Below are 19,101 nucleotides of genomic sequence, written 5' to 3'. Positions count from 1 at the left end.
GATTGCCTATGCAGAAGGCCGCCATCGAAAAGAACAATGAGATGATCGCAGCCCAGCTTACGCCGGTCGGCCGCGAGACCGTGCAGGATCGCGTCTATTCGGAGCTGCGCCGCGCCTTGATCGGCGGCCTTTTCGAGCCGAGCCAGGTGCTGACCATCCGCGGCCTCGCCGACGCGCTGGTCACCAGCACCATGCCGGTGCGCGAGGCGCTCGGACGGCTGATCACCGAGAAGGCACTGGAGGCGCTTCCCAACCGTTCAGTGCGCGTGCCGCCGATCACGCTGGAGCGCATCGACGACCTCTTGCGCGCCCGCTCTCTGATCGAGGGCGAAGCGATCGCGCTGGCCGCGACGCGCATGAACCCGCGCCAGATCGCTTCGGTCGAGGCCATGCTCGGCGAGTGGGACGAGATGCGGGCGCTGAAGCACAAGAAGGACATCGACCGGGAGGCGACGCTCAATCAGAGCTTCCACTTCGAGATCTACCGATGCTGCGGTTCCGCCGTGCTGATCCCGATGATCGAGAGCCTCTGGCTGCAATCCGGACCGTGCATCCGCGTAGCCATCTACGCCTTTTCCGACGCCGGCGAGGTCGATACGGCCCACTACCACCGCAGCATCGTCGCAGCGCTTTCAAGGCAGGATGCGCAAGCGGCGCGCGAGGCTCTGGTGGCCGACATCAGCCGGCCCTTCGCCTTTCTGCGCGACAAGCTCCAATCCACAAGCAAGGAAGGATTGAGGGCATGAGGGCGCCTGGCATCAGCATCACCGAGCCACACTCGATGCTTTCCGTGACCGCGCTGATGTTGCCTGAAAAGGCGCCCGACAACGCTGCCTTCCTGCTGGCCTATCTCGAGCAGCCGCGCGTCGTTGCCGGCATCCATGCTATGTGGACGGGGCCGGAAATCTCCTGCCCGGTTCCATCAGCCGAACTTGAGGGCCAAACGTATGCCAGGCCCTTGCCGGCGGAGAACGCAACGCTGACGCCGCAGCCGGGGAACATCGTGTTGTCCTACGTGCCGCCGCGCATGTGGGGCGGCAACCCGAATGCCATCTTTGACGTCGGCCTGTTCTACGGAGCGGGTGCACGCCTGCTATTCCCGATCGGCTGGCTTGCCGGAAGCGTCGTCGCGCAGGTGGTGCCTGAGGATCGCGATAAATTCGCAGCCGCTTGTGGCGTGATCCGCCGCAACGGTGCCTGCGACATCACCTTCACCCGGGTGGAGATCTGAATGGCTGAGACCGACGACAGTTTCGAACTCTTCGACCTTCGCGTCGAGGCGGTTATCCCCAAGGGCAAGCCGATCTATTGCGGCGCCAAGCCCGGCGACTATTTCGAGTTGAAGGGCGAGATGCTGTCGATGCCGGCGGGGCAAGGTTTCTCGATCTATTCCATTGCGGCAGTGTTGCCGCTTCTGGCCGCAAAGCAGCGCCCGACCCACAGGAACGACTGGATGACGTCGGACGCCGAGATCGCTTGTCCGGATCCGAATTGCGCCAGCCGGCTGCGGATCGTCAGGACGGGCAAGCGGCGGTTCAGCCATGCCGAGACCACGGCGGTTCCGCTGCCGAAGGAGAGTGACCAGAGATGACCGCCAAGGCATTCGAACTGAGTCCCGGCTACACGATCTCGCGCGTCATTCGCGGCGGCTGGCAGCTTGCCGGCGGGCACGGCGCGGTCGATCGCCAACAGGCGGTGAGCGACCTGATCGCCACGTTCGACGCCGGCATCTGGACCTATGATTGCGCCGATATCTATACCGGTGTCGAGGAACTGATTGGTGCGGCGCGCCTGCGCCTTGCCAATGAGCGTGGCCTCGACGCTGCCGCCAAGATGAAGGTGCACACCAAGCTGGTGCCTGACCTCGAACGGCTCTCCACGATCGGCCGCGACTACATCAGCAGCATCGTCGACCAGTCGCTGCGGCGGTTGAAGACTGAGCGCCTCGATCTTGTGCAGTTCCATTGGTGGGACTATTCGGTGCCCCGCTATGTCGACGCGATGGGCTGGCTCGACGAAATCCGCAGGGAAGGCAAGGTGCGCAATATCGGCACCACGAACTTCGACACGCTGCGGCTGGCCGAGATCCTGGCCGCGGGTGTGCCGCTGGTCAGCCAGCAATTGCAATACTCGGTGCTCGACCAGCGGCCGGCGAACAGCCTTGCAGCACTCGCCAGCCGGCATGGCGTCAGTTTCCTCTGCTACGGTTCGGTGGCTGGCGGCTTCCTTAGCGAAAAATGGCTTGGCGTTACCGAGCCGCAGACGCCGCTCGAAAACCGGTCGCTGGTCAAATACAAGCTGATCATCGATGATTTCGGCGGCTGGGAGCTTTTCCAGGAGTTGCTTCGCACACTGAAGGCCATCGCCGACCACCGCGGTGTCGACATCGCCACCATCGCCAGCGCCTGGGTGCTGCAGCAGCCGCAAGTGGCGGCCGTCATCGTCGGCGCCCGCAACCAGGCGCACGCCCTTGCCAATGCCAGAATCATGGACGTCGCGCTCGATGCAGACGAACGGGCGAGGATCGCTGCCGTAATCGCGCAAAGCCGGGGGCCGCTGGGCGACGTCTACACATTGGAACGCGACCGTCACGGCCGCCACGGCTCGATCATGCATTACAATTTGAATGCAGGCAGGAAATGAACGCGGCCATGGACGAAAACCCCTCCTTGCTTTCCCGCGCCAGCGTCGAGGTGGTCGATCTCCACCGCTTCTTCGTCGACTGGTTCAATGCAGCAAGTGCGGACAATGCAGATTTCAGGCGCTTCGAAAGCGTCATGGGCAAAGGCTTCCAGATGGTTGCACCGGATGGCCAGGTCCTCGATCGTGACGCGGTGCTCGACCATGTCAGGGCAAGCCGCGCCAGCTGCGACGGCGATTTCAGTATCTCGATCGAGGACATCCGGGCCGACTGGCAGGCCGGGGACACGATCGTCGTCTGCTACGTCGAGGCACAGCAACGCGCCGGCAGGCACAGCCGCCGTCGCTCGAGTGCCGTTTTCACCACCAGTTCATCGGCGCCTAACGGCGTCGAATGGCGACATCTGCATGAAACCTGGCTGCAGGTGCCGGAAGGCTGAACAGGCTCAAGACGTGAATGAGAGTCGTGTAACGAAAGGGGAACAACAATGACAAAGACGGTACTTCAGATCACCACCGCGCTCGCCTTGCTGACAGCGGCCGGCGCAGCGCAGGCCGCCGACTGCAAGATCACCGTCGGCCTCGTCATGGAACTGACCGGCCCGGCCGGCGAATACGGCCAGGCCGGCGCCAAGTCGGTCGAAATGGCCTTCCGCGACATCAACGATGCCGGCGGCGTGCGCGGCTGCGATCTCGCGACCGACACGCGCGACAGCCAGAGCCAGGGCAACATTGCGGTCGACGCCGCAACCCAGCTCGTGCAGGTCAAGAAGGTGCCGGTGATCATAGGCGGCATCATCTCCTCTGTGTCGATCCCGATCCTGACCTCGGTCACCGCGCCGGCCAAGATCGTCCAGGTGTCGCCGGCTTCGTCGTCGCCGACGCTGACGGCGCTCGGGCGCGACGGCAAGACCAACGGCATCTTTTTCCGCACCATCACCTCGGACGCTCTGCAGGGCGTCGCCGCCGCCAAATATGCCATCGACAAGGGCTTCAAGAAGCTGTCGGTCATCCACGTCAACAACGACTTCGGCGTCAACATGGTGGCGGAATTCTCGCGTGCCTATAAGGCGCTCGGTGGCACCATCGTCTCCGACACGCCTTACAATGAAAAGCAGTCGAGCTATGCCTCGGAGGTAACCGCGGCCATGGCCGGCGAACCGGACGGGCTTTACCTCGTCAGCACGCCTGTCGATGGCGCAACCATCGCCCGTACCTGGATTTCGCAGGGCGGTGTCCAGAAATTCCTGCTCAATGACGGCATGAACAGCCCGGATTTCATCGAATCCGTCGGCGCCGACTATTTGAAGGATGCCTATGGCACTTCCTCGGGCACCAGCCCGACCGCATCGACCGAATATTTCACCAAGAACTACAAGGAATTTTCGGGCATTGAGCCGTCGAACCCGGCGGCCGACCGGTCCTATGATGCCGGCGCCATTGTCGGCTTGGCTATCGCGATTGCCGGCTCCGAGGATCCGGCCAAGATCAAGGACGCGATGTACAAGGCGGTCGATCCGGCCGGCACGCCGATCTATGCCGGCAAGGACGAGTTCGCCAAGGCGCTCGGCCTGATCAAGGACGGCAAGCCGATCCGCTACGAAGGCGTCATCGGCCCTGTAGCCTTCGATAAGTACGGCGACATCACCGGCCCGTTCCGGCTCTGGAAGATCGTCGACGGCAAGGTGACGACCGATGGCGAAATGACGACGGATGACGTCAACGCCTTGCAGGCGAAGCTTCAGTAAGCCCCCTATGTCTTGTCCGGCATTGATCCCATTTCATTGAGGTTGATGCCGGACACTTGCATGTCCTGTTGGTTAGGCCGGCCTGGAAACGACCACCGCACCAGCCGTCGGCATGATCCAGCGGCAGGCATAATAATCGGTGATGCGATTTATGGTCCCGCCAGCGGCTTCGATCCGAACCGGATGGGCCGGCTTCCAACCGTCTTCGCCATGGTGGAGCACGAGCAGCACCGCCTCGCCATCGATCATGCCAATCGCCATTTTCCAGGCCGTCGAGGCTCTTTCATATTCGACGAAGTAAGGTGATTCCGACAGCCTGCCCTTGAAGCAATCCGCGACCCGCAATTGTGCGTCGGCGCTGGTCAACGCCCGAACCCCGTCCCAGTCGCGGCGGTTGAACAGTTCGACATAGCGGCTGAGCAATTCCAGAAGTTCCGGATCGCGTTGGGGCTCCGAACGCACGATTGGCTCGCCTGACAAGGCGCCCAATTTGGAGCGGCCACGGCCCAACGCGGCCTTGACGCCACCCACGGTCGAGCCGACGAGATCGGCGATCTCTTCCAGCGAATAGTCGAAGACGTCCTTGAGCAGGACGCAGGCGCGTTCCTTGGGCGGCAGGTGGATCACCAGCCGTTCCATCGCGCGATCCGCGCCCTTGCCCGCCGGCTCGACCGGCAGGATGATCTCGTCTTCGACGAAATTGGCCTCCGCATGCTGACGCACCTGCCGGCTTCGCAGGAAATCGATGCAGCGATTATGTGCAATGCGAAACAGCCAGGGGCGAAGAGCAGTCGCATCGTCCAGCTTCTCGATCTTCCGATAGGCCTCGAACAGCGCCTCTTGCATCACGTCTTCGGCGTCGAGCGTCGAACCGGTCATACGTGCACAGTAGCGGTGCAGCCGTCCACGCAAATGCGCGACTGTCTCCAGGAAGCCGGCGTAGCGGACGTCGAAAAGCCCGGTCGGGTCAAGTCTTGGCTGCATCTTCATCGGCATTCAATTCGGCGGCGGATCACAGCGGGACATAGGTCAGCGTAATGACCCCGTTCTTGAAACGGTGCGTATCTATAAGCTCCAGCTTGACCAGGGACGGGTCGACATCCTGGAAAGCGCGTTTGCCATGCCCGACGCGGGTCGGCACGATCGAGAGTTGATACTCGTCGACAAGCCTGTTGGCGAGCAGCGTCTGGTCGAGATTGCTCACTCCATACTTCAATATGTTGCCGCCGGTTTGCTGCTTGATCCTGGCGATTTCGGCAGCGACGTCGCCTTCGATCAGCGACGCGTTCCAGCTCACTGCCTTGAGGCTGCGCGAAGCGACGAGCTTGTTCAGCCCGTTCATGCGGTCCATGTACTTGCTGCCTTTGACCTGCGGCCAACGCGCCGAAAACATTTCATAGGTGATGCGGCCGAGCAGGAAAAAATCCGCCTCGCCGGCCTTTTCATATGAGTGTTCCTTCATCTCCTCGTCGAAGAAGGGCGAGGCCCATTCCATTGGTGCTTCGATGACGCCGTCCAGCGAAATGAAGCTGCCTACGATTAATTTTCTCATCGCGTGTCTCCGGTTGCGCAACAGGCATTCCGTCGGATCCAAAAACCGGCGCAAACGAACCGGCCCGACGGATGACCACAGGATGCAGTGCCTAAGACGTTTCCGGTTCGACGTTGGATACGCGTGAGGATCGTATGAGCTAATAAAGCGGCTTGGCCATGTGCCGGGGGGTCGGCCATTCCGTCGTTATCCCCGGCTGCACCGGCCGCTCGAGATAGGTCGACAGCACGACGTAGCTTCGGGTCGAGGTGACACCAGGCGTTTCGTAGAGGCGCGACAACAGGCCTTCGAGTGCCCGCGTGTCCTCGGTGCGGACCTTGATCAGCATGCATGTGTCGCCGGCCACCGAATGAATCTCCTCGACTTCGGGGTGTTCGGAGATTGCCATCAGCTCCGGCGTCTTGCCCCACCCCTTGGTGTCGATATGGACGAAGGCAAGCAGCGGCTTGTGCACCGCTTTTGGATCGATGATGATCGCGGTGTTGCGGATGGCACCGCTGCGCCGCAGGCGCTTGACGCGTTCATGGGCTGCCGGCGGTGAAAGGCCGACGCGGTCGCCGAGCTCGGCATAGCTGATCGTGGCGTCGTCGACCAGAACGCTTAATATTTTTCGGTCGATTGCATCGATATCGCGGGCGGCAGGCCTGTTCTGCGGAATGCCATCTGTTTCTTCATCCATAATGAAATTCCCTATTGATGCAGAATTTAGTACGGCCAATATCGCCATATGTCGAACAATGATCAAGTCGCAACATTTACGGCAAGGCCGCCTATCCCGGCGCTCGCTTACCTCCTCACCGGATGCATTGCCGTGATCGGCTCGAACTCGCTGGTGCTCGGTCCGATCGCACCGGCGGTTGCCGCGTCCTTCGGCACAAGCGTGCCGGCGGTTATGATCGCGTCCGCCGCGTTCGGGCTCGGTACGTCGGCGAGCGCTTTGTTCCTGGCGCGCTATATCGACCGGCTTGGTGCCCGCCGCATGCTGCAAGGAGCGTTGCTGCTGCTGGCGATAGCGCTCGTCGCCAGCGCTGCTGCGCCGACGGTGACGGCGCTGGTCGCGGCCCAGCTTCTCGCCGGCATCGCTGCAGGTGTCGCCATGCCGGCAATCTACGCCAGCTCCGCCGCGATTGCACCGCCCGGCCGCGAAAGCGGCACCATAGGCGTCGTGCTGACCGGCTGGACGCTGAGCATGATCGCCGGGGTTTCGCTGTCGGCCGTACTTGCCGACCTGGTGCATTGGCGCGCCGTTTTCGCGGCGGTCGCGGTGCTCTCAGCACTCGCATTGGCAAGCCTGACGCTGACGTCGCTGAGCGATGTCAGGAAGAGCGGCCCGGCGCCGACGCCGCTGGGCGCTTTGAGCGTCTCCGGCATAGTGCCGCTTCTGGTTGCCTGCGCCGCATTCATGACCGCGTTCTACGGTGTCTATGGCTATCTTGGCGATCACCTTCACAATGGCTTGGGACGGCCGGTCAGCGCCAACGGGCTGGCCGCGCTCGCTTATGGCGCCGGATTTGGCGCGGCGGCACTTCTTGACGGCGTTATCGACCGCCTGGGCGCGCGGCGTGTCATGCCATTTGCCTACCTGCTCGTCGCGGCCGTCTATGTCGCGATTGCCGCGGCGAGCAGTAGTTTCCATCTGACCATAGCGATGATAGCCGTCTGGGGCCTTGCCAATCATTTCGGCCTGAATGTCCTGGTGATGCGCCTGTCCGCGCTCGATCCTGCGCGGCGCGGCACGATCATGGGCTTGAACAGCGCGGTGACCTATCTCGCGGTGTTCGTCGGCACCACGGCGTTCGGACCGCTTTATTCCACATTCGGTTTTGCGGCGTCGGCGGTGGTTGCAGCCCTGCTCATGCTGATCGCTGCTGTGGCAGCGGCGTGGCGTTCGCCGAAGCTATAGCGCAGCAAGGCTTGCGTCTCGGCCCCGTCCATCGATAGATGCTTGGTGGATGGACAATACAACGCTTGAGACAACCGCCGATCCCTTGCCGCACGAGCTGGCTTTTCTCGGAGAGCGGCTTGCTGCGTTCAACGACAGTGATGTCGGCGCCTCCCGCAGGAAGGCAATGGCCGTGTTCGTGCGCGATGAGCACGGCGTAATTGTCGCCGGCATCTCGGGATACACCGCCTGGGGCTGGCTCTATGTGCAATGGCTCTGGGTCGATGAAAAACTGCGCGGCCACGGCATGGCCGGCAGGATGCTCGAGGCGGCCGAGAGGGAGGCGATCGCGCGCGACTGTCACGGCGCCTGGATCGACACGTTCAATCCCAAGGCGGCCAAGGCCTATGAGCGCCACGGCTACCGGCCGTTCGGTGCGCTCGCCGACTTTCCCATTGGCCGCAGCCGCATCTTCTTACAGAAGAACCTGAAACACGATTAGCCGGCGAGCCGCCCTCCGCGCATCGGCTGCGGCACGCCGGTCGTGCTGGGGAAGCTGATCGGCAAGCCCCTAAGCACGCGCACTGCCAGGAAGGCAAAGCACTCCGCCTCCACCGCATCGCCCTTCCAGCCCAGCGCCTCGGCCGGAACCGCTTCGACGCCGGCGCGGCTGGCAAGCATGGCCATGATCGTTGGATTGTGGCGACCGCCGCCGCTGACCACCAGCCGCTTCGGCCGGTGCGGCAGAAGATCGAGCGCTTTGGCGACGGCGGCCGCGGTGAAGGCCGTCAGCAGGGCTGCCCCATCCGCGGCGTTCATTCCGTCCGCCATCGAGGCGCCGAAATCGAAACGGTCCAGCGATTTCGGGTAGGGTTTGGTCAAGTAAGGGTGCTGCAGGAGCTTGGCCAGCCGCGTCTCGTCGACCGTCCCGGCGCGGGCCAACGCGCCGTCGCGGTCCATTTCGCCAAGCCCCTTCGACTTGATGAAGTCGTTCAGCGGCGCGTTGGCCGGTCCGGTATCGAAGGCGACGACATTGTCCTTGCCGTCCCACCAGGTGATGTTGGCGACGCCACCGAGATTGAGCACTGCCGTGTCTCCACTGGCATCAGCGTCGCGCAGCAGCGCGGCGTGATAGGCGGCAGAGAGCGGCGCACCTTGGCCGCCGGCGCGCATGTCGGCCGAGCGGAAGTCATAGGCGACCCTGGTGCCAAGGATCGCATGCATCAGCTCGCCGTCGCCGAGCTGGCGGGTCTGGCCCAGCCGGCCCACTTGCGGGGCACGGTGCAGCACGGTCTGGCCATGGAAGCCGACGACGCCGATATCGGCCATGGTCAGGCCGTGACTTTCGACAAGATCCCTGACCGCGGCGGATTGGGCGCGCGTCAGTGCCTCCTCTGCCTCACGAAAAATCGCCGGTTCCGGTCCGGTGAAATTCCAGATCCTGGCCTGGCGCAACGTCTCCTCCAACAGGCTGCGGATCGACCTGGGGTAAGGCGCCAGCGTGTAGGTGCCGAAATCCGCGATCCGTTCGCCGTCGGTCTTGATCAGCGCGACGTCGATATTACCGTCCAGCACGGTGCCGGTCATCAGGCCGACAGCCCACATTGGTGCGCCATTTTTAGCAATCATGACTTGTCAGGCTCCGTTGACGAGATCGCCGATCGATTGCCTTAGCGCTGCGATCCCGCTGTTGAAATGACGTGTCGGATGGATCCGGTTGGTGAGCAAGGTCCATGCTCTGCCTTTGTCGAAGTCGACCCAAAGCCCGGTGCCGGTGAAGCCGGTATGGCCAATTGTGCCGGGGCTGCACAGCCGGCCGCCGGACCAGCCTTCGTAAGGCCGCTCCCAGCCATGGGTGCGGGTTGCCGACAAGGGCGTGCGCATCAGCGCTATTGAACGCTCGGATGCGCCGCTCCCGTCCAGCAGCCCTAGCGCAAAATCGAGGATCGCGGCCGCCGTTCCGAACAGCCCGGCGTGACCGGCCCCTTGCAATGCCGAGCAATTGTCGTCGTGGACCTCGCCGCAGAGAACACGATGGCGCCATGTGCAGTCTTCTGTGGCCGCCGCGCGATCCGGTTCGGTGGAGAACGCGAAGCCCGGACCGGGATCCATGTAGCGAATGGTCTTGCCGGACAGGCGCTCCAGGACGAAGCCGAGCAGAATGAAATTGATATCGGAATAGACCGGCTCCCCGACCTGCCACTCGCGCTGCAGGACAAAGGCGCGCAACAGCTCGGGATCGCGGCCATAGGTGTAGATTGGAGCAACGGCGGGAAACGGCGTCTGATGACCGAGACACTGGCGAAACGTCACCTTCCGTTCCCAGGCTTTTTCGTCATATTGGCGAAGGTCGGGCAGGACCGAAATCAGCGGCGCGTCGAGGTCGATGACGCCTTCTTCCGCCAGTGCAAGGATACGCGGCGTGGTGAAGATGACTTTGGTCAGCGACGCCAGATCGAACCATGTTTCGATATGCATCGGCCGTATCTTCGGCACGACTTGGGCTGAGCCGACTGCCCGGACGATGCGTTGACCGTCCCAGTCGACCATGCCGAGCACGCCGCCAGGAATGCGCGACGCAGCCACGGCCGTTTCGAGCGGGGCGAATGCACGGTCGAAGAGATCATGCTCGATCAAATGCGGCCTCCGTCTGAAAAGCAGCGAGGGGGCTGTCCGTCTGACTCTGCATGCTTTCGAGCGACAATCATCACGCTTCCACCCGTGCCCTATGGTCCGGCCCGAATTGCTGCCAATTGGCCGGGCCCGGCTCAAATCCCAGCGGGCGCACGAGCGAGGGAACCTGGCGCGTGTCCAGCTCGAAACGTTCATGCCGCCGGTCTATGGTGGGAACGGCCGCGATAAGCTGTTTGGTATAAGAGTGCTTCGGCTGCGAGAGCACCGATCTGGCATCGCCGATCTCGACGATCTGGCCGGCATAGATGACCGCAATGCGATGGGCGATCCGCTCGACGACAGCCATGTCATGCGAGATGAACAGGTAGGCCAGCCCGAATTCACGCTGCAGCTCGACCAAAAGCTCCAGCACCCTGGCCTGCACCGACACATCGAGCGCCGAAACCGCTTCGTCGAGGACGACAACCGAAGGATTGAGCATCAGCGCGCGAGCGATGCACAGGCGTTGCCGCTGGCCGCCGGAGAATTCGTGCGGATAGCGCTGCAGGCTGTTTTCCGGAAGGCCGACGCGTTTCAGCAGCGCGGCCATTTTCGCCCGCGTTTCAGCAGTTATCCGTCCGCCGCTAGCGATCACCGGCTCTGCGAGGATGCTTTCGATGGTGAGTCTGGGATTGAGCGAGCCATAGGGATTCTGGAACACCATCTGCACGGGAAGGGCGCTCTGCCCGGCGACGGCCTTGCGCGTGCTGGCCGAGATTGTGCCGCGTGTCGGGCGCACCAGCCCCAGAATCGCGCGGGCGGTGGTGGACTTTCCGGAACCGCTCTCGCCGACGACCGCCAATGTCTCGCCCGGCATTAGCTCGAAATCCACACCGTCCACCGCGTGCACGGTACCGCTGGCGCGGCTGAAAAACCCAGCCTTGACTGGAAACCGCACCACGAGGCCATCGACCATCAGCGCCGGCTCGGCAGCTTTTTGCGTTTCGCATTGCACGTCCTTGCGTACGGCACTGCCGCCGGCGAAATGCGGCACCGCATGAAGCAGATGCCGCGTATAGGGATGCTGCGGATCGTCCAATATCTGGTTCAGCGCGCCCTGCTCGACAGCTTCCCCGCTTTGCATCACCATGACCTTGTCAGCGATGCCTGCAACCAGACCGATGTCGTGGGTGATGAAGATCATCGACATCCCGGTTTCCTGCTTCAACTCGGCGAGCAGCGCCATGATCTGCGCCTGCACCGTAACATCCAGCGCCGTCGTTGGTTCGTCGGCAATGAGCAGGCGCGGGTTGCAAGCGAGCGCCATGGCGATCATCACCCGCTGCAACATGCCGCCCGAAAGCTGGTTGGGCGTATATTTCAGTCGCCGTGCAGCGTCGGGAATACGCACGCGGTCGAGCGCGTCCTTGGCCGCCGCCGTCGCTTGCCGGCCGGTCAGGCCGCGATGCAGGCGAAACGATTCCTCGATCTGCCTGCCGATGGTCAGCACCGGATTGAGCGAGCTCATCGGCTCCTGGAAGATCATGCCGATTTCACCGCCGCGGATCTTCGTCAGTTGCGGCTCGTCCGCGGCGGTCAGGTCGAAAATGCTGTTGTCGACCCGCTTCAGCGTGATCGAGCCTGCGGTGATGCGGCCGCCGCCATAATCGACAAGGCGATTGATCGACAGCGCCGTGACCGATTTGCCCGAGCCGCTTTCGCCGACGATTGCCAATGTCTCGCCGTCGGCGAGATCGAAGCTGACGCCGCGCACGACCTCATTGGCTTTCGGGTTGCGGCCGAAGCCGACGCGCAATCCGCTGACGGACAGCAGCGGAATCATGCGATCGATCTCCGCATCTTCGGGTCGAGGACATCACGCAACGCATCGCCGAGCAGGTTGAAACCGAGGATGCTGATCATGATCGCCACGCCGGGGAAGATCATCAGCCAGGGAGCTGTCTCCATCAGATTGCGGCTGTCGCTCAGCATCAGGCCGAGCGACGCGGCGGGCGGCTGCGTGCCTAGCCCGAGGAAGCTTAAGCCGGCCTCGGTCAGCAGTGCCCAGGCCAGCGCCAGCGTCACCTGAACCGTCAGTGGCGCCACCAGATTGAGCAGCAGATGGCGTGTTACGATGTAGCCCGCACTGCTGCCGAACGTGCGGGCCGCGTCGACGAACTCGCGCGCCTTGAGCGACAGAGCCGGACCTCGCACGACGCGCGTGAAGATCGGCGTGTAGACGATGGCAATGGCAATGACGCTGGTCGAGGTTCCCGGTCCAGCAACCGCGACGATCAGCAGCGCCAGCAGGATCGCCGGGAACGCCAGCACAACGTCCATGATGCGCATCACCAGGCCGTCCCAGCGGCGCCCGAACCAGGCTGCCGCCAGCCCGAGCACGGTGCCGGCCAGTGTCGCGAAGGCGACCGAAAAGAAGGCCACGATGAAGGACTGGCCGATCCCGGTCATCAGCCGACTTGCGACATCGCGGCCGAACAGGTCCGTGCCCATCAGGTAGGTGCCGTCAGGCGCATGCAGTCGCTCGACCCGGTGCTGCGTCAGCGGATCGTGCGGCGTCAGCCCCAGCATGCCAAGCACGGCAAGCAGCAGATAAAGCGCAACGATGGCACCGCCGATGCGGCCGCTGGGATGCGCAAATATAGCCCGCAATGTCGCCATCAGTGCTCGCTTAGCCGGATACGCGGGTCGAGCGCGACATAGGCGAGGTCGACGAGGAGATTGACGATCATGAAGTTGAAGGCGATGAACAGCACGCTTCCCTGCACCAGCGCGTAGTCGCGCTGCAGGATGGCATCCAGCACCATACGGCCGAGACCGGGCAGCGCAAATATCTGCTCGACGATGACTGCCCCGCCCAGCAGATAGCCGAACTCTATGCCGCTCAGCGTCACGACCGGGATGAGCGCGTTGGGCAAAGCATGCCCCCAGATGACGCCGCGCGCCGAAACGCCTTTGCTGCGCGCCGTCCTGACATAGTCGTCGCTGAGCACATCGAGCATCGCCGAACGCGATATGCGGGTCACCGAAGCCGCGAAGGCAAATCCAAGCGTGACCGCAGGCAGCAACAGCTGGCCGAGATTGCGCAGCGGATCCTGCCACAGCGGCGAAAACTCACCCATCGCCGGCAAAACGCCAAACCCCGCCGACAGCGTGTAGATGATCAGCAGGGCAAGGACAAAGTTCGGCGTCGACTGCCCGATCATTGCGACAACGCGCACGCCGAGGTCGGACAGCTTTTCATTATGGGTGGCGGCAAAAATCCCGGTCGGCATGCCGACAACCAGGGCGATGACCATCGAAAGCAGGGCGAGCTCCAACGTTAGCGGGAAACGCTCGAGGATGACGTCGAGCACCGGCCTGCCATAGGTGGACGAAATGCCGAGATTACCTTGGACAAGACCAAGCAGCCAGCGCCAGTACTGGATGAACCAGGGCTGGTCGATGCCGAAATAAGCTGCAAGCGCATCGCGCTGCTGCGGCGTCAGCAGGCCGGCTTCGGTCCCCAGCATTGCCGTGATCGAATCGCCCGGAACCATCCTGATCGCCAGGAACACGACGATGGACACGCCAAGCAGGACGAGAGGGAAGGTTGCCAGTCGCCGCATCAGATAGTTCACGCGAAGAATACCCTCTCGTCTGGCACCAAAGCAGCTACTGGATCGTCACCTTGGCGAGGCTGAACAGCGAGCCTGTCGGCACCGGTTCGAATCCTGCGATATTCTTCTGCTGTGCGGTGTAGCTGTAGGACGTGTAGAGCCAGATCCAGGGCGACATCTCAGTGATGTGCTTCTCGAAGTCGGCGAAGATCGCTTTGCGCGCTGCCGGGTCGGTCTCGCTGCGGCCCTTCTGCATAAGACTGTCCAGCGTATCGTCGATATAGTTCGCGACCTTCTGCAGATTGCCCGTCTTGGTCCAGTAACGGTTGTACATAGTGTAGGGATCGGCCCTGCCGCCGTTCAGGGCGATGGCCATGTCGAAATCGCCCTTCAGCCAGGCATCGACATAGACGTTGAGCTCCATCATTTTGATGTCGAGCTTGACGCCGATTTCTGCGAGTTGCGACTGGATGACCTGGGCTTCCGCCGCCGCTGTCGGCGGCTCGCCGGTGGCGCCGATCACGGTCGCCGAAAAGCCGTCGGCGTAGCCCGCTTCGGCCATCAGCTGCTTGGCTTTCTCGACGTCGCGCTTATAGCAGAACAACTGGCTCGGATCGGTCGCCAGCGCAGGGATAGTCAGCGGGCCGGTGACTTTGCCTTCACCGAGCGAGGCGGTGTCCAGCACTTCCTGCCGGTCGATGGCGCAGGAAATCGCCTGACGCACCTTGAGTTCGGTCATCGGCTTGCGGGAAGGATTGAGCTGCAGCACGTGATAGGCAAGCACCGGCACACGGTTCAACTGCAGGCTGGCTTCCTTGGGCACAAGCGTGGCGACAAGCGGATCGTTGAGCAGGGCAAAATCGATCTGCTTGCTGCGCATCGCCGCCAGGATCGCCGTCTCGTCCGGCAGCACGCTGACCTCGATGCCGTCGATGCCGGTCGTGCCGCCCGCCCAATCCTTGTTGGCGACAAGCACTTCCTTGGAATTCGGATCCCACTTTTCCAACTTGAACGGACCCGAGCCGATCGTCGTCGTGCCGATCGAGCCGGCCATGATTTCGCTTGCCGGGACGATCGCGGCGTTGACGTCGCTCATCGCCGTCAGGATCGGCACATCCGGCTGCGAGAGGTGGAACACGACGGTGGCTGGATCGGGTGTGTCGATGCTGGCGATCGAGAGAAAGTTGGCGCGCGCGGCCGCGCCGGTCTTCTCGTCGAGTATGCGCTCGAACGATGCCTTGACATCGGCCGAGGTCACGGCGGCGCCGTTCTGGAATTTTGCTTTCGGATTGAGTTTGAAACTCAGCTCCTTGCCGTCCGGCGAGAACTGCCATGAATCGGCAATCGCGGGCGTGATTTGCAGGTTTGCGTCGAGCCGCACCAGTGGCTCATAGATCAGTTCCAGCAGCCGCAGTGAGGAGAATGCCGTCTGCTTGTGCGGATCAAGACCGGTGGCGTCCTGCGACCACGCCATATGCAGCGTCGCCGCACTCGCCTGCGCCGGTAGCGCCGCGATGCCAATCATTGCCGCGAGGGTCATGCCGGAAAGCAGTTTCTTGCCAATGTGCCGTACCATTGTCGTCTCCCATTATTGTTAAACCTGATGCCTTGCAGTTCGCCGGACCGCTTCAAAGGGACACACGCCCCGGAACATCGGCCCAGTGTCCATGCGGTCTTACACCGTCTTTTCGCCTATCGCCTTGCGCAGGAAACCTCCCGCGTTGCCAAGCGCCTTACGTGCTTCCTCGACGCCCATGCCGGTGATCGTCACCAGGATTGCCAGTTTTACATCGTTGCCGGTCTGGTCGAGTGCCTGTCGTGCCTGCTGTGCCGCGCAGCCGGTCGTCTGCATCACGATCCTGACCGCCCTGGCGACAAGCTTCTTGTTGCTTGGATTGAGGTCAACCATCAGGTTCTGATAGCTCTTGCCGATGCGGATCATGCTGGCGGTAGACAGCATGTTGAGCACCAGCTTTTGCGCGGTTCCCGATTTCAGTCGGGTCGAGCCGGTGAGAACCTCCGGGCCGACCACCGGAGAGATGGCAATGTCGGCTATGCCGGCAATGGTCGATCGCGGATTGCAGGACAGCGCCACGGTGGTCGCTCCCACCTGCTTGGCATAGGTCAGGCCGCCGATGACGTAGGGCGTGCGCCCGCTGACAGCGATGCCGACCACCACATCGTCGGCGGTCAGCTTGATGTCCTGCAATGCCTTTACACCCTGTTTCGGGTCATCCTCGGCGCCTTCCGCGGAGCGCACCAGCGCGTCGTCGCCGCCGGCGATCAGGCCCACCACCATGTCCTCGGGTACGCCGAAGGTCGGCGGACATTCCGAGGCGTCGAGGACGCCGAGCCGGCCGCTGGTGCCAGCGCCCACATAGACAAGGCGCGCACCCTTCTGGAACGCGCTCACGATCCGGTCCACGGCAGCAGCAATCTCAGGAATGACCTTCTCGACGGCGGCCGCAACGCCTTTATCTTCGTCATTGATCTTCCGCAGCACCTCGATGGTCGGCAACAGGTCGATGTCGATGGTTCTCGGGTTGCGGTCCTCGGAAACCAGCCGCTCCAACTCCGACATCAACCCGTGTTCGACCACTTGCTTACTTTCAATCTGCCGTGAGCGGGAACGCGATGCCGTGCCGGGCAGGCGACCGGCTGTCGTGTTTCTGCTTAGTTAACTTTTTAGAATTCGGTATTCCCGGTGTCAACGGATTGTAGGAATAAAATATTCCTCTTTGAGTAGCGCGTTACTCGCCGCAAAGCGACTTTCTGGCCAGGATTATGGCTCCCGAAACCGCATCGCCGTCGGCCGGCTTCAGCCGTCGGCGGACGTCGGGAGCGAGCCATGGCTCAAGCGGGCTGGACAACCCTCCGAGCAACGTAACCCGCGGCGCGCCTTTTTCGAACAGCACCCGCACGAAGGTGTCGATCTGCTCGGCAGCGCCTTGCACGATCCGCCGACCGGCCGGATCGCCCTGGTCGGCATGGCGGATCACCATCGGCGCCATGGCGGCATAGTCCGTCGCACTGGCGCGGTCCATCCAGGCCACCGCCTCGAACGGGTCGTCCTTGAAGCGCTGCATCACCTCGGCCAGCAGCGCGGTCCGCTCGTGCCGGCCGTCATGGGCGCGCAAGGCGAACTGTACCGCTTTCAACCCTAGATCGGCACCGCTTCCCTCGTCGGAAATCGGAAAACCGTAGCCGCCGACACGCAGGTTGCGCCCTTCGACAAAGCCGAGCCCGATCGAACCGGTGCCGGCTATGACGATGGCGCCGTCCTGGCCCGAATGCGCGCCCAGGCAAGCCGCGACGCCGTCGCTGACGAAGTCGAGACTTGCAAAGGGATGGGAGATCGCACGAAACGCCTCAATCGACCCCTTGCGGCCGATGCCGGCAAGACCGACGCCGGCACGGATCCTGGCGATTTTCGTCGCCGTGAACCCTGCCTCTTTGATCGCAGCACCAAAGGCTTTGGCAACGGAGGCCCAGGCCGCCTCTATACCGAGCCGCGTTGTCGCCGGACCTGAGAGACCTTGCCCGAGCACGGTTCCCGCCTCGTCTTCGATACGCGCCCGACAGCCGGTTCCGCCGCCATCGACGCCCAGGAAATAATGCGAAGACGCCGCGCCGGCACTCATCCACTTATCCGCTCGATCTGGGCGCCGCAAAGCCGGAGCTTGCGGTCCAGTTGCTCATAGCCGCGATCGAGATGATAGACGCGGTTGATCGTCGTCTCACCCTGGGACACCAGCGCTGCCAGCACCAGCGAGACGGAGGCGCGCAGGTCGGTCGCCATCACTTGCGCGCCCTTCAGCTTCTCGCCTCCGCGCACCAACGCCATGGTGCCTTGCAGCTTGATGTTGGCGCCGAGCCGCATCAGTTCAGGCACATGCATGAAGCGGTTCTCGAAGATCGTCTCACGCAACAGCGAAGCGCCCTCGGCACAGCACATCAACGCCATGAACTGCGCTTGGAGATCGGTCGGAAAGCCCGGATAGGGCTCCGTCGTCACATCGACGGCTTTGAGCGGCCCGTCTCTCGATACGATCAGCCCGCGGTCGCCCGGCCAGATTTTCACACCGGCTGTTTCGAGCAGCTGGACGACGGATGCCATGTGCTCGAGCCGCGCGTGGGTCAGCTCGAGCTGACCGCCGGTGATAGCCGCCGCGACGGCATAGGTGCCGGCCTCTATCCGGTCCGGGATGATGTCGTGCGTGGCGGCGCGCCAGCCTGTGCTGCCCGCGATCAGGATACGGTGCGTGCCGGCGCCCTCGATCCGCGCGCCCATGGCGTTCAAGCAGGCGGCAAGGTCGGCCACCTCCGGTTCGCGCGCCGCATTGAGGATCTCGGTTTCGCCCTTTGCAGTCGTCGCTGCCATCATCGCCGTTTCGGTCGCGCCGACCGATGGTGAGCTCAAAACGATACGCGCGCCTTTCAGTCCGCCCGGCGCGGACGCGACGATCAGCCCGTTTTCGACCGCAATGTCGGCGCCAAGTGCGGCAAGTGCGGCGACATGCATGTCGACCGGCCGTGCGCCGATCGCGCAGCCGCCGGGCAGCGAAACCCTGGCGTGGCCGAAGCGGGCAAGCAGCGGGCCGAGCACCAGCACTGTCGCGCGCATACGCCTGACGGTATCGTAGGTTGTCTCCTTGGAGACGGCAGCACTGGTATCGATTGTGGCGGCATGCGCCGATCTGGTGACTTCGGCCCCATGAAGGCCGACGACGCCAAGCATGTTGTCGACGTCGGTCACCGCAGGCAGATTGGTCAGTTGCAGCGGATAAGGGCTGAGCAACGCCGCCGCTATTTGCGGCAAGGCCGCGTTCTTGGCGCCGGAGATCGTCACCGCGCCCTCAAGCCTATGCCCGCCGACGATCCGCAATTTGTCCATGGCTCTGACCTAATCCCGAGCTCTCGGCGTGTCTACGATCTTTCGTGGCCGAATCGTCGGCTTGCCCGAAGGCTGGGCCGCAACCGCACCGGTAGAGATTTGATGGATCATTCTTGGCTGTCAATCAGAGACGGAATAATTTATTCCTTGGTTTG

20 protein-coding genes are annotated in these 19,101 nt (G+C 62.9%); 8 read left to right on the top strand and 12 right to left on the bottom strand.

From position 1 onward, the window contains the following. The first annotated feature begins 8 nt into the window (after positions 1-8). The 6 genes from NKJ84_RS03685 to NKJ84_RS03660 are packed head-to-tail and all read left to right on the top strand — an operon-like array spanning position 9 to position 4,388. Positions 9-746 carry a GntR family transcriptional regulator gene (locus NKJ84_RS03685; RefSeq protein WP_352505374.1) on the top strand — a complete coding sequence of 246 codons (738 nt, stop codon included), beginning with the start codon at positions 9-11 and terminating at the stop codon, positions 744-746. Next, positions 743-1,231, top strand: a complete 489-nt coding sequence (locus NKJ84_RS03680) for a DUF3830 family protein (protein WP_352505373.1) — start codon at positions 743-745, stop codon at positions 1,229-1,231. The genes NKJ84_RS03685 and NKJ84_RS03680 overlap by 4 nt, the downstream gene beginning before the upstream one ends. Further along, positions 1,232-1,591, top strand: a complete 360-nt coding sequence (locus tag NKJ84_RS03675; RefSeq protein WP_352505372.1) for a TIGR04076 family protein — start codon at positions 1,232-1,234, stop codon at positions 1,589-1,591. It abuts the gene before it with no gap. After that, positions 1,588-2,643 carry an aldo/keto reductase gene (locus tag NKJ84_RS03670; protein WP_352505371.1) on the top strand — a complete coding sequence of 352 codons (1,056 nt, stop codon included), beginning with the start codon at positions 1,588-1,590 and terminating at the stop codon, positions 2,641-2,643. The genes NKJ84_RS03675 and NKJ84_RS03670 overlap by 4 nt, the downstream gene beginning before the upstream one ends. A gap of 8 nt (positions 2,644-2,651) precedes the next feature. Next, entirely contained in the window at positions 2,652-3,080 is a 429-nt protein-coding gene (locus NKJ84_RS03665) for a DUF4440 domain-containing protein (RefSeq protein WP_352505370.1), read from the top strand. Positions 3,081-3,128: 48 nt separating this feature from the next. Beyond that, positions 3,129-4,388 (top strand): ABC transporter substrate-binding protein, encoded by a 1,260-nt coding sequence (locus tag NKJ84_RS03660; RefSeq protein WP_352505369.1) that lies wholly within the window; start codon positions 3,129-3,131, stop codon positions 4,386-4,388. 72 nt (positions 4,389-4,460) lie between these two features. On the opposite strand, the gene NKJ84_RS03655 is transcribed toward NKJ84_RS03660, so the two are convergent. The 3 genes from NKJ84_RS03655 to NKJ84_RS03645 all read right to left on the bottom strand — a co-directional run bounded on the left by NKJ84_RS03655 (position 4,461) and on the right by NKJ84_RS03645 (position 6,619). Continuing rightward, on the bottom strand, positions 4,461-5,378 hold the full coding sequence (locus tag NKJ84_RS03655; RefSeq protein WP_352505367.1) for a sigma-70 family RNA polymerase sigma factor: 918 nt from the start codon (positions 5,376-5,378) through the stop codon (positions 4,461-4,463). Between the two features lie 22 nt (positions 5,379-5,400). Continuing rightward, positions 5,401-5,940 carry a dihydrofolate reductase family protein gene (locus NKJ84_RS03650; RefSeq protein ID WP_352505366.1) on the bottom strand — a complete coding sequence of 180 codons (540 nt, stop codon included), beginning with the start codon at positions 5,938-5,940 and terminating at the stop codon, positions 5,401-5,403. A gap of 139 nt (positions 5,941-6,079) precedes the next feature. After that, on the bottom strand, positions 6,080-6,619 hold the full coding sequence (locus NKJ84_RS03645) for an Lrp/AsnC family transcriptional regulator (RefSeq protein WP_352476516.1): 540 nt from the start codon (positions 6,617-6,619) through the stop codon (positions 6,080-6,082). A gap of 48 nt (positions 6,620-6,667) precedes the next feature. Between NKJ84_RS03645 and NKJ84_RS03640 the strand changes: the two genes are divergently transcribed. Beyond that, positions 6,668-7,843: an MFS transporter gene (locus NKJ84_RS03640; RefSeq protein ID WP_352505365.1), complete on the top strand. Its 1,176-nt coding sequence runs from the start codon at positions 6,668-6,670 to the stop codon at positions 7,841-7,843. Positions 7,844-7,892: 49 nt separating this feature from the next. Then, positions 7,893-8,324, top strand: a complete 432-nt coding sequence (locus tag NKJ84_RS03635) for a GNAT family N-acetyltransferase (protein WP_352505364.1) — start codon at positions 7,893-7,895, stop codon at positions 8,322-8,324. Here the strand turns inward: NKJ84_RS03635 and NKJ84_RS03630 are convergent. The 9 genes from NKJ84_RS03630 to murA form a co-directional block, all read right to left on the bottom strand. After that, positions 8,321-9,451: an anhydro-N-acetylmuramic acid kinase gene (locus tag NKJ84_RS03630; protein WP_352505363.1), complete on the bottom strand. Its 1,131-nt coding sequence runs from the start codon at positions 9,449-9,451 to the stop codon at positions 8,321-8,323. The genes NKJ84_RS03635 and NKJ84_RS03630 overlap by 4 nt on opposite strands. A gap of 6 nt (positions 9,452-9,457) precedes the next feature. Then, positions 9,458-10,459 carry a serine hydrolase domain-containing protein gene (locus tag NKJ84_RS03625; RefSeq protein ID WP_352505362.1) on the bottom strand — a complete coding sequence of 334 codons (1,002 nt, stop codon included), beginning with the start codon at positions 10,457-10,459 and terminating at the stop codon, positions 9,458-9,460. A gap of 70 nt (positions 10,460-10,529) precedes the next feature. After that, on the bottom strand, positions 10,530-12,278 hold the full coding sequence (locus tag NKJ84_RS03620; RefSeq protein ID WP_352505361.1) for an ABC transporter ATP-binding protein: 1,749 nt from the start codon (positions 12,276-12,278) through the stop codon (positions 10,530-10,532). Next, the gene (locus NKJ84_RS03615; RefSeq protein ID WP_352476522.1) at positions 12,275-13,114 is read right to left on the bottom strand and encodes an ABC transporter permease; all 840 of its coding nucleotides are present in this window, start codon (positions 13,112-13,114) and stop codon (positions 12,275-12,277) included. The genes NKJ84_RS03620 and NKJ84_RS03615 overlap by 4 nt, the downstream gene beginning before the upstream one ends. Then, the gene (locus tag NKJ84_RS03610) at positions 13,114-14,073 is read right to left on the bottom strand and encodes an ABC transporter permease (RefSeq protein WP_352505360.1); all 960 of its coding nucleotides are present in this window, start codon (positions 14,071-14,073) and stop codon (positions 13,114-13,116) included. Before NKJ84_RS03610 ends, NKJ84_RS03615 begins: the two co-directional genes overlap by 1 nt. A 34-nt stretch (positions 14,074-14,107) precedes the next feature. Then, complete coding sequence (locus NKJ84_RS03605) at positions 14,108-15,628, bottom strand: ABC transporter substrate-binding protein (protein ID WP_352505359.1); 1,521 nt, start codon at positions 15,626-15,628, stop codon at positions 14,108-14,110. Between the two features lie 99 nt (positions 15,629-15,727). After that, positions 15,728-16,633 (bottom strand): N-acetylmuramic acid 6-phosphate etherase, encoded by a 906-nt coding sequence (gene murQ, locus NKJ84_RS03600; protein WP_502896030.1) that lies wholly within the window; start codon positions 16,631-16,633, stop codon positions 15,728-15,730. Between the two features lie 169 nt (positions 16,634-16,802). Continuing rightward, positions 16,803-17,693 carry a glucosamine kinase nucleotide-binding domain-containing protein gene (locus tag NKJ84_RS03595; RefSeq protein WP_352505357.1) on the bottom strand — a complete coding sequence of 297 codons (891 nt, stop codon included), beginning with the start codon at positions 17,691-17,693 and terminating at the stop codon, positions 16,803-16,805. Further along, positions 17,690-18,946: a UDP-N-acetylglucosamine 1-carboxyvinyltransferase gene (murA, locus tag NKJ84_RS03590; RefSeq protein WP_352505356.1), complete on the bottom strand. Its 1,257-nt coding sequence runs from the start codon at positions 18,944-18,946 to the stop codon at positions 17,690-17,692. Before murA ends, NKJ84_RS03595 begins: the two co-directional genes overlap by 4 nt. Positions 18,947-19,101: the final 155 nt, after the last annotated feature.

This window comes from Mesorhizobium sp. M0048 (assembly GCF_040323405.1).
Taxonomy (GTDB): domain Bacteria; phylum Pseudomonadota; class Alphaproteobacteria; order Rhizobiales; family Rhizobiaceae; genus Mesorhizobium.
The sequence above is the reverse complement of the archived record's forward strand: the minus strand, read 5'-3'. Positions and strand labels throughout refer to the sequence as shown.

Coding starts and splice junctions, on each gene's coding strand:
- NKJ84_RS03685 (WP_352505374.1), top strand. CDS start 9: ATGCAGAAGGCCGCCATCGAAAAGAACAATGAGATGATCGCAGCCCAG.
- NKJ84_RS03680 (WP_352505373.1), top strand. CDS start 743: ATGAGGGCGCCTGGCATCAGCATCACCGAGCCACACTCGATGCTTTCC.
- NKJ84_RS03675 (WP_352505372.1), top strand. CDS start 1,232: ATGGCTGAGACCGACGACAGTTTCGAACTCTTCGACCTTCGCGTCGAG.
- NKJ84_RS03670 (WP_352505371.1), top strand. CDS start 1,588: ATGACCGCCAAGGCATTCGAACTGAGTCCCGGCTACACGATCTCGCGC.
- NKJ84_RS03665 (WP_352505370.1), top strand. CDS start 2,652: ATGGACGAAAACCCCTCCTTGCTTTCCCGCGCCAGCGTCGAGGTGGTC.
- NKJ84_RS03660 (WP_352505369.1), top strand. CDS start 3,129: ATGACAAAGACGGTACTTCAGATCACCACCGCGCTCGCCTTGCTGACA.
- NKJ84_RS03655 (WP_352505367.1), bottom strand. CDS start 5,378: ATGAAGATGCAGCCAAGACTTGACCCGACCGGGCTTTTCGACGTCCGC.
- NKJ84_RS03650 (WP_352505366.1), bottom strand. CDS start 5,940: ATGAGAAAATTAATCGTAGGCAGCTTCATTTCGCTGGACGGCGTCATC.
- NKJ84_RS03645 (WP_352476516.1), bottom strand. CDS start 6,619: ATGGATGAAGAAACAGATGGCATTCCGCAGAACAGGCCTGCCGCCCGC.
- NKJ84_RS03640 (WP_352505365.1), top strand. CDS start 6,668: ATGTCGAACAATGATCAAGTCGCAACATTTACGGCAAGGCCGCCTATC.
- NKJ84_RS03635 (WP_352505364.1), top strand. CDS start 7,893: ATGGACAATACAACGCTTGAGACAACCGCCGATCCCTTGCCGCACGAG.
- NKJ84_RS03630 (WP_352505363.1), bottom strand. CDS start 9,451: ATGATTGCTAAAAATGGCGCACCAATGTGGGCTGTCGGCCTGATGACC.
- NKJ84_RS03620 (WP_352505361.1), bottom strand. CDS start 12,278: ATGATTCCGCTGCTGTCCGTCAGCGGATTGCGCGTCGGCTTCGGCCGC.
- NKJ84_RS03615 (WP_352476522.1), bottom strand. CDS start 13,114: ATGGCGACATTGCGGGCTATATTTGCGCATCCCAGCGGCCGCATCGGC.
- NKJ84_RS03605 (WP_352505359.1), bottom strand. CDS start 15,628: ATGGTACGGCACATTGGCAAGAAACTGCTTTCCGGCATGACCCTCGCG.
- murQ (WP_502896030.1), bottom strand. CDS start 16,633: ATGTCGGAGTTGGAGCGGCTGGTTTCCGAGGACCGCAACCCGAGAACC.
- NKJ84_RS03595 (WP_352505357.1), bottom strand. CDS start 17,693: ATGAGTGCCGGCGCGGCGTCTTCGCATTATTTCCTGGGCGTCGATGGC.
- murA (WP_352505356.1), bottom strand. CDS start 18,946: ATGGACAAATTGCGGATCGTCGGCGGGCATAGGCTTGAGGGCGCGGTG.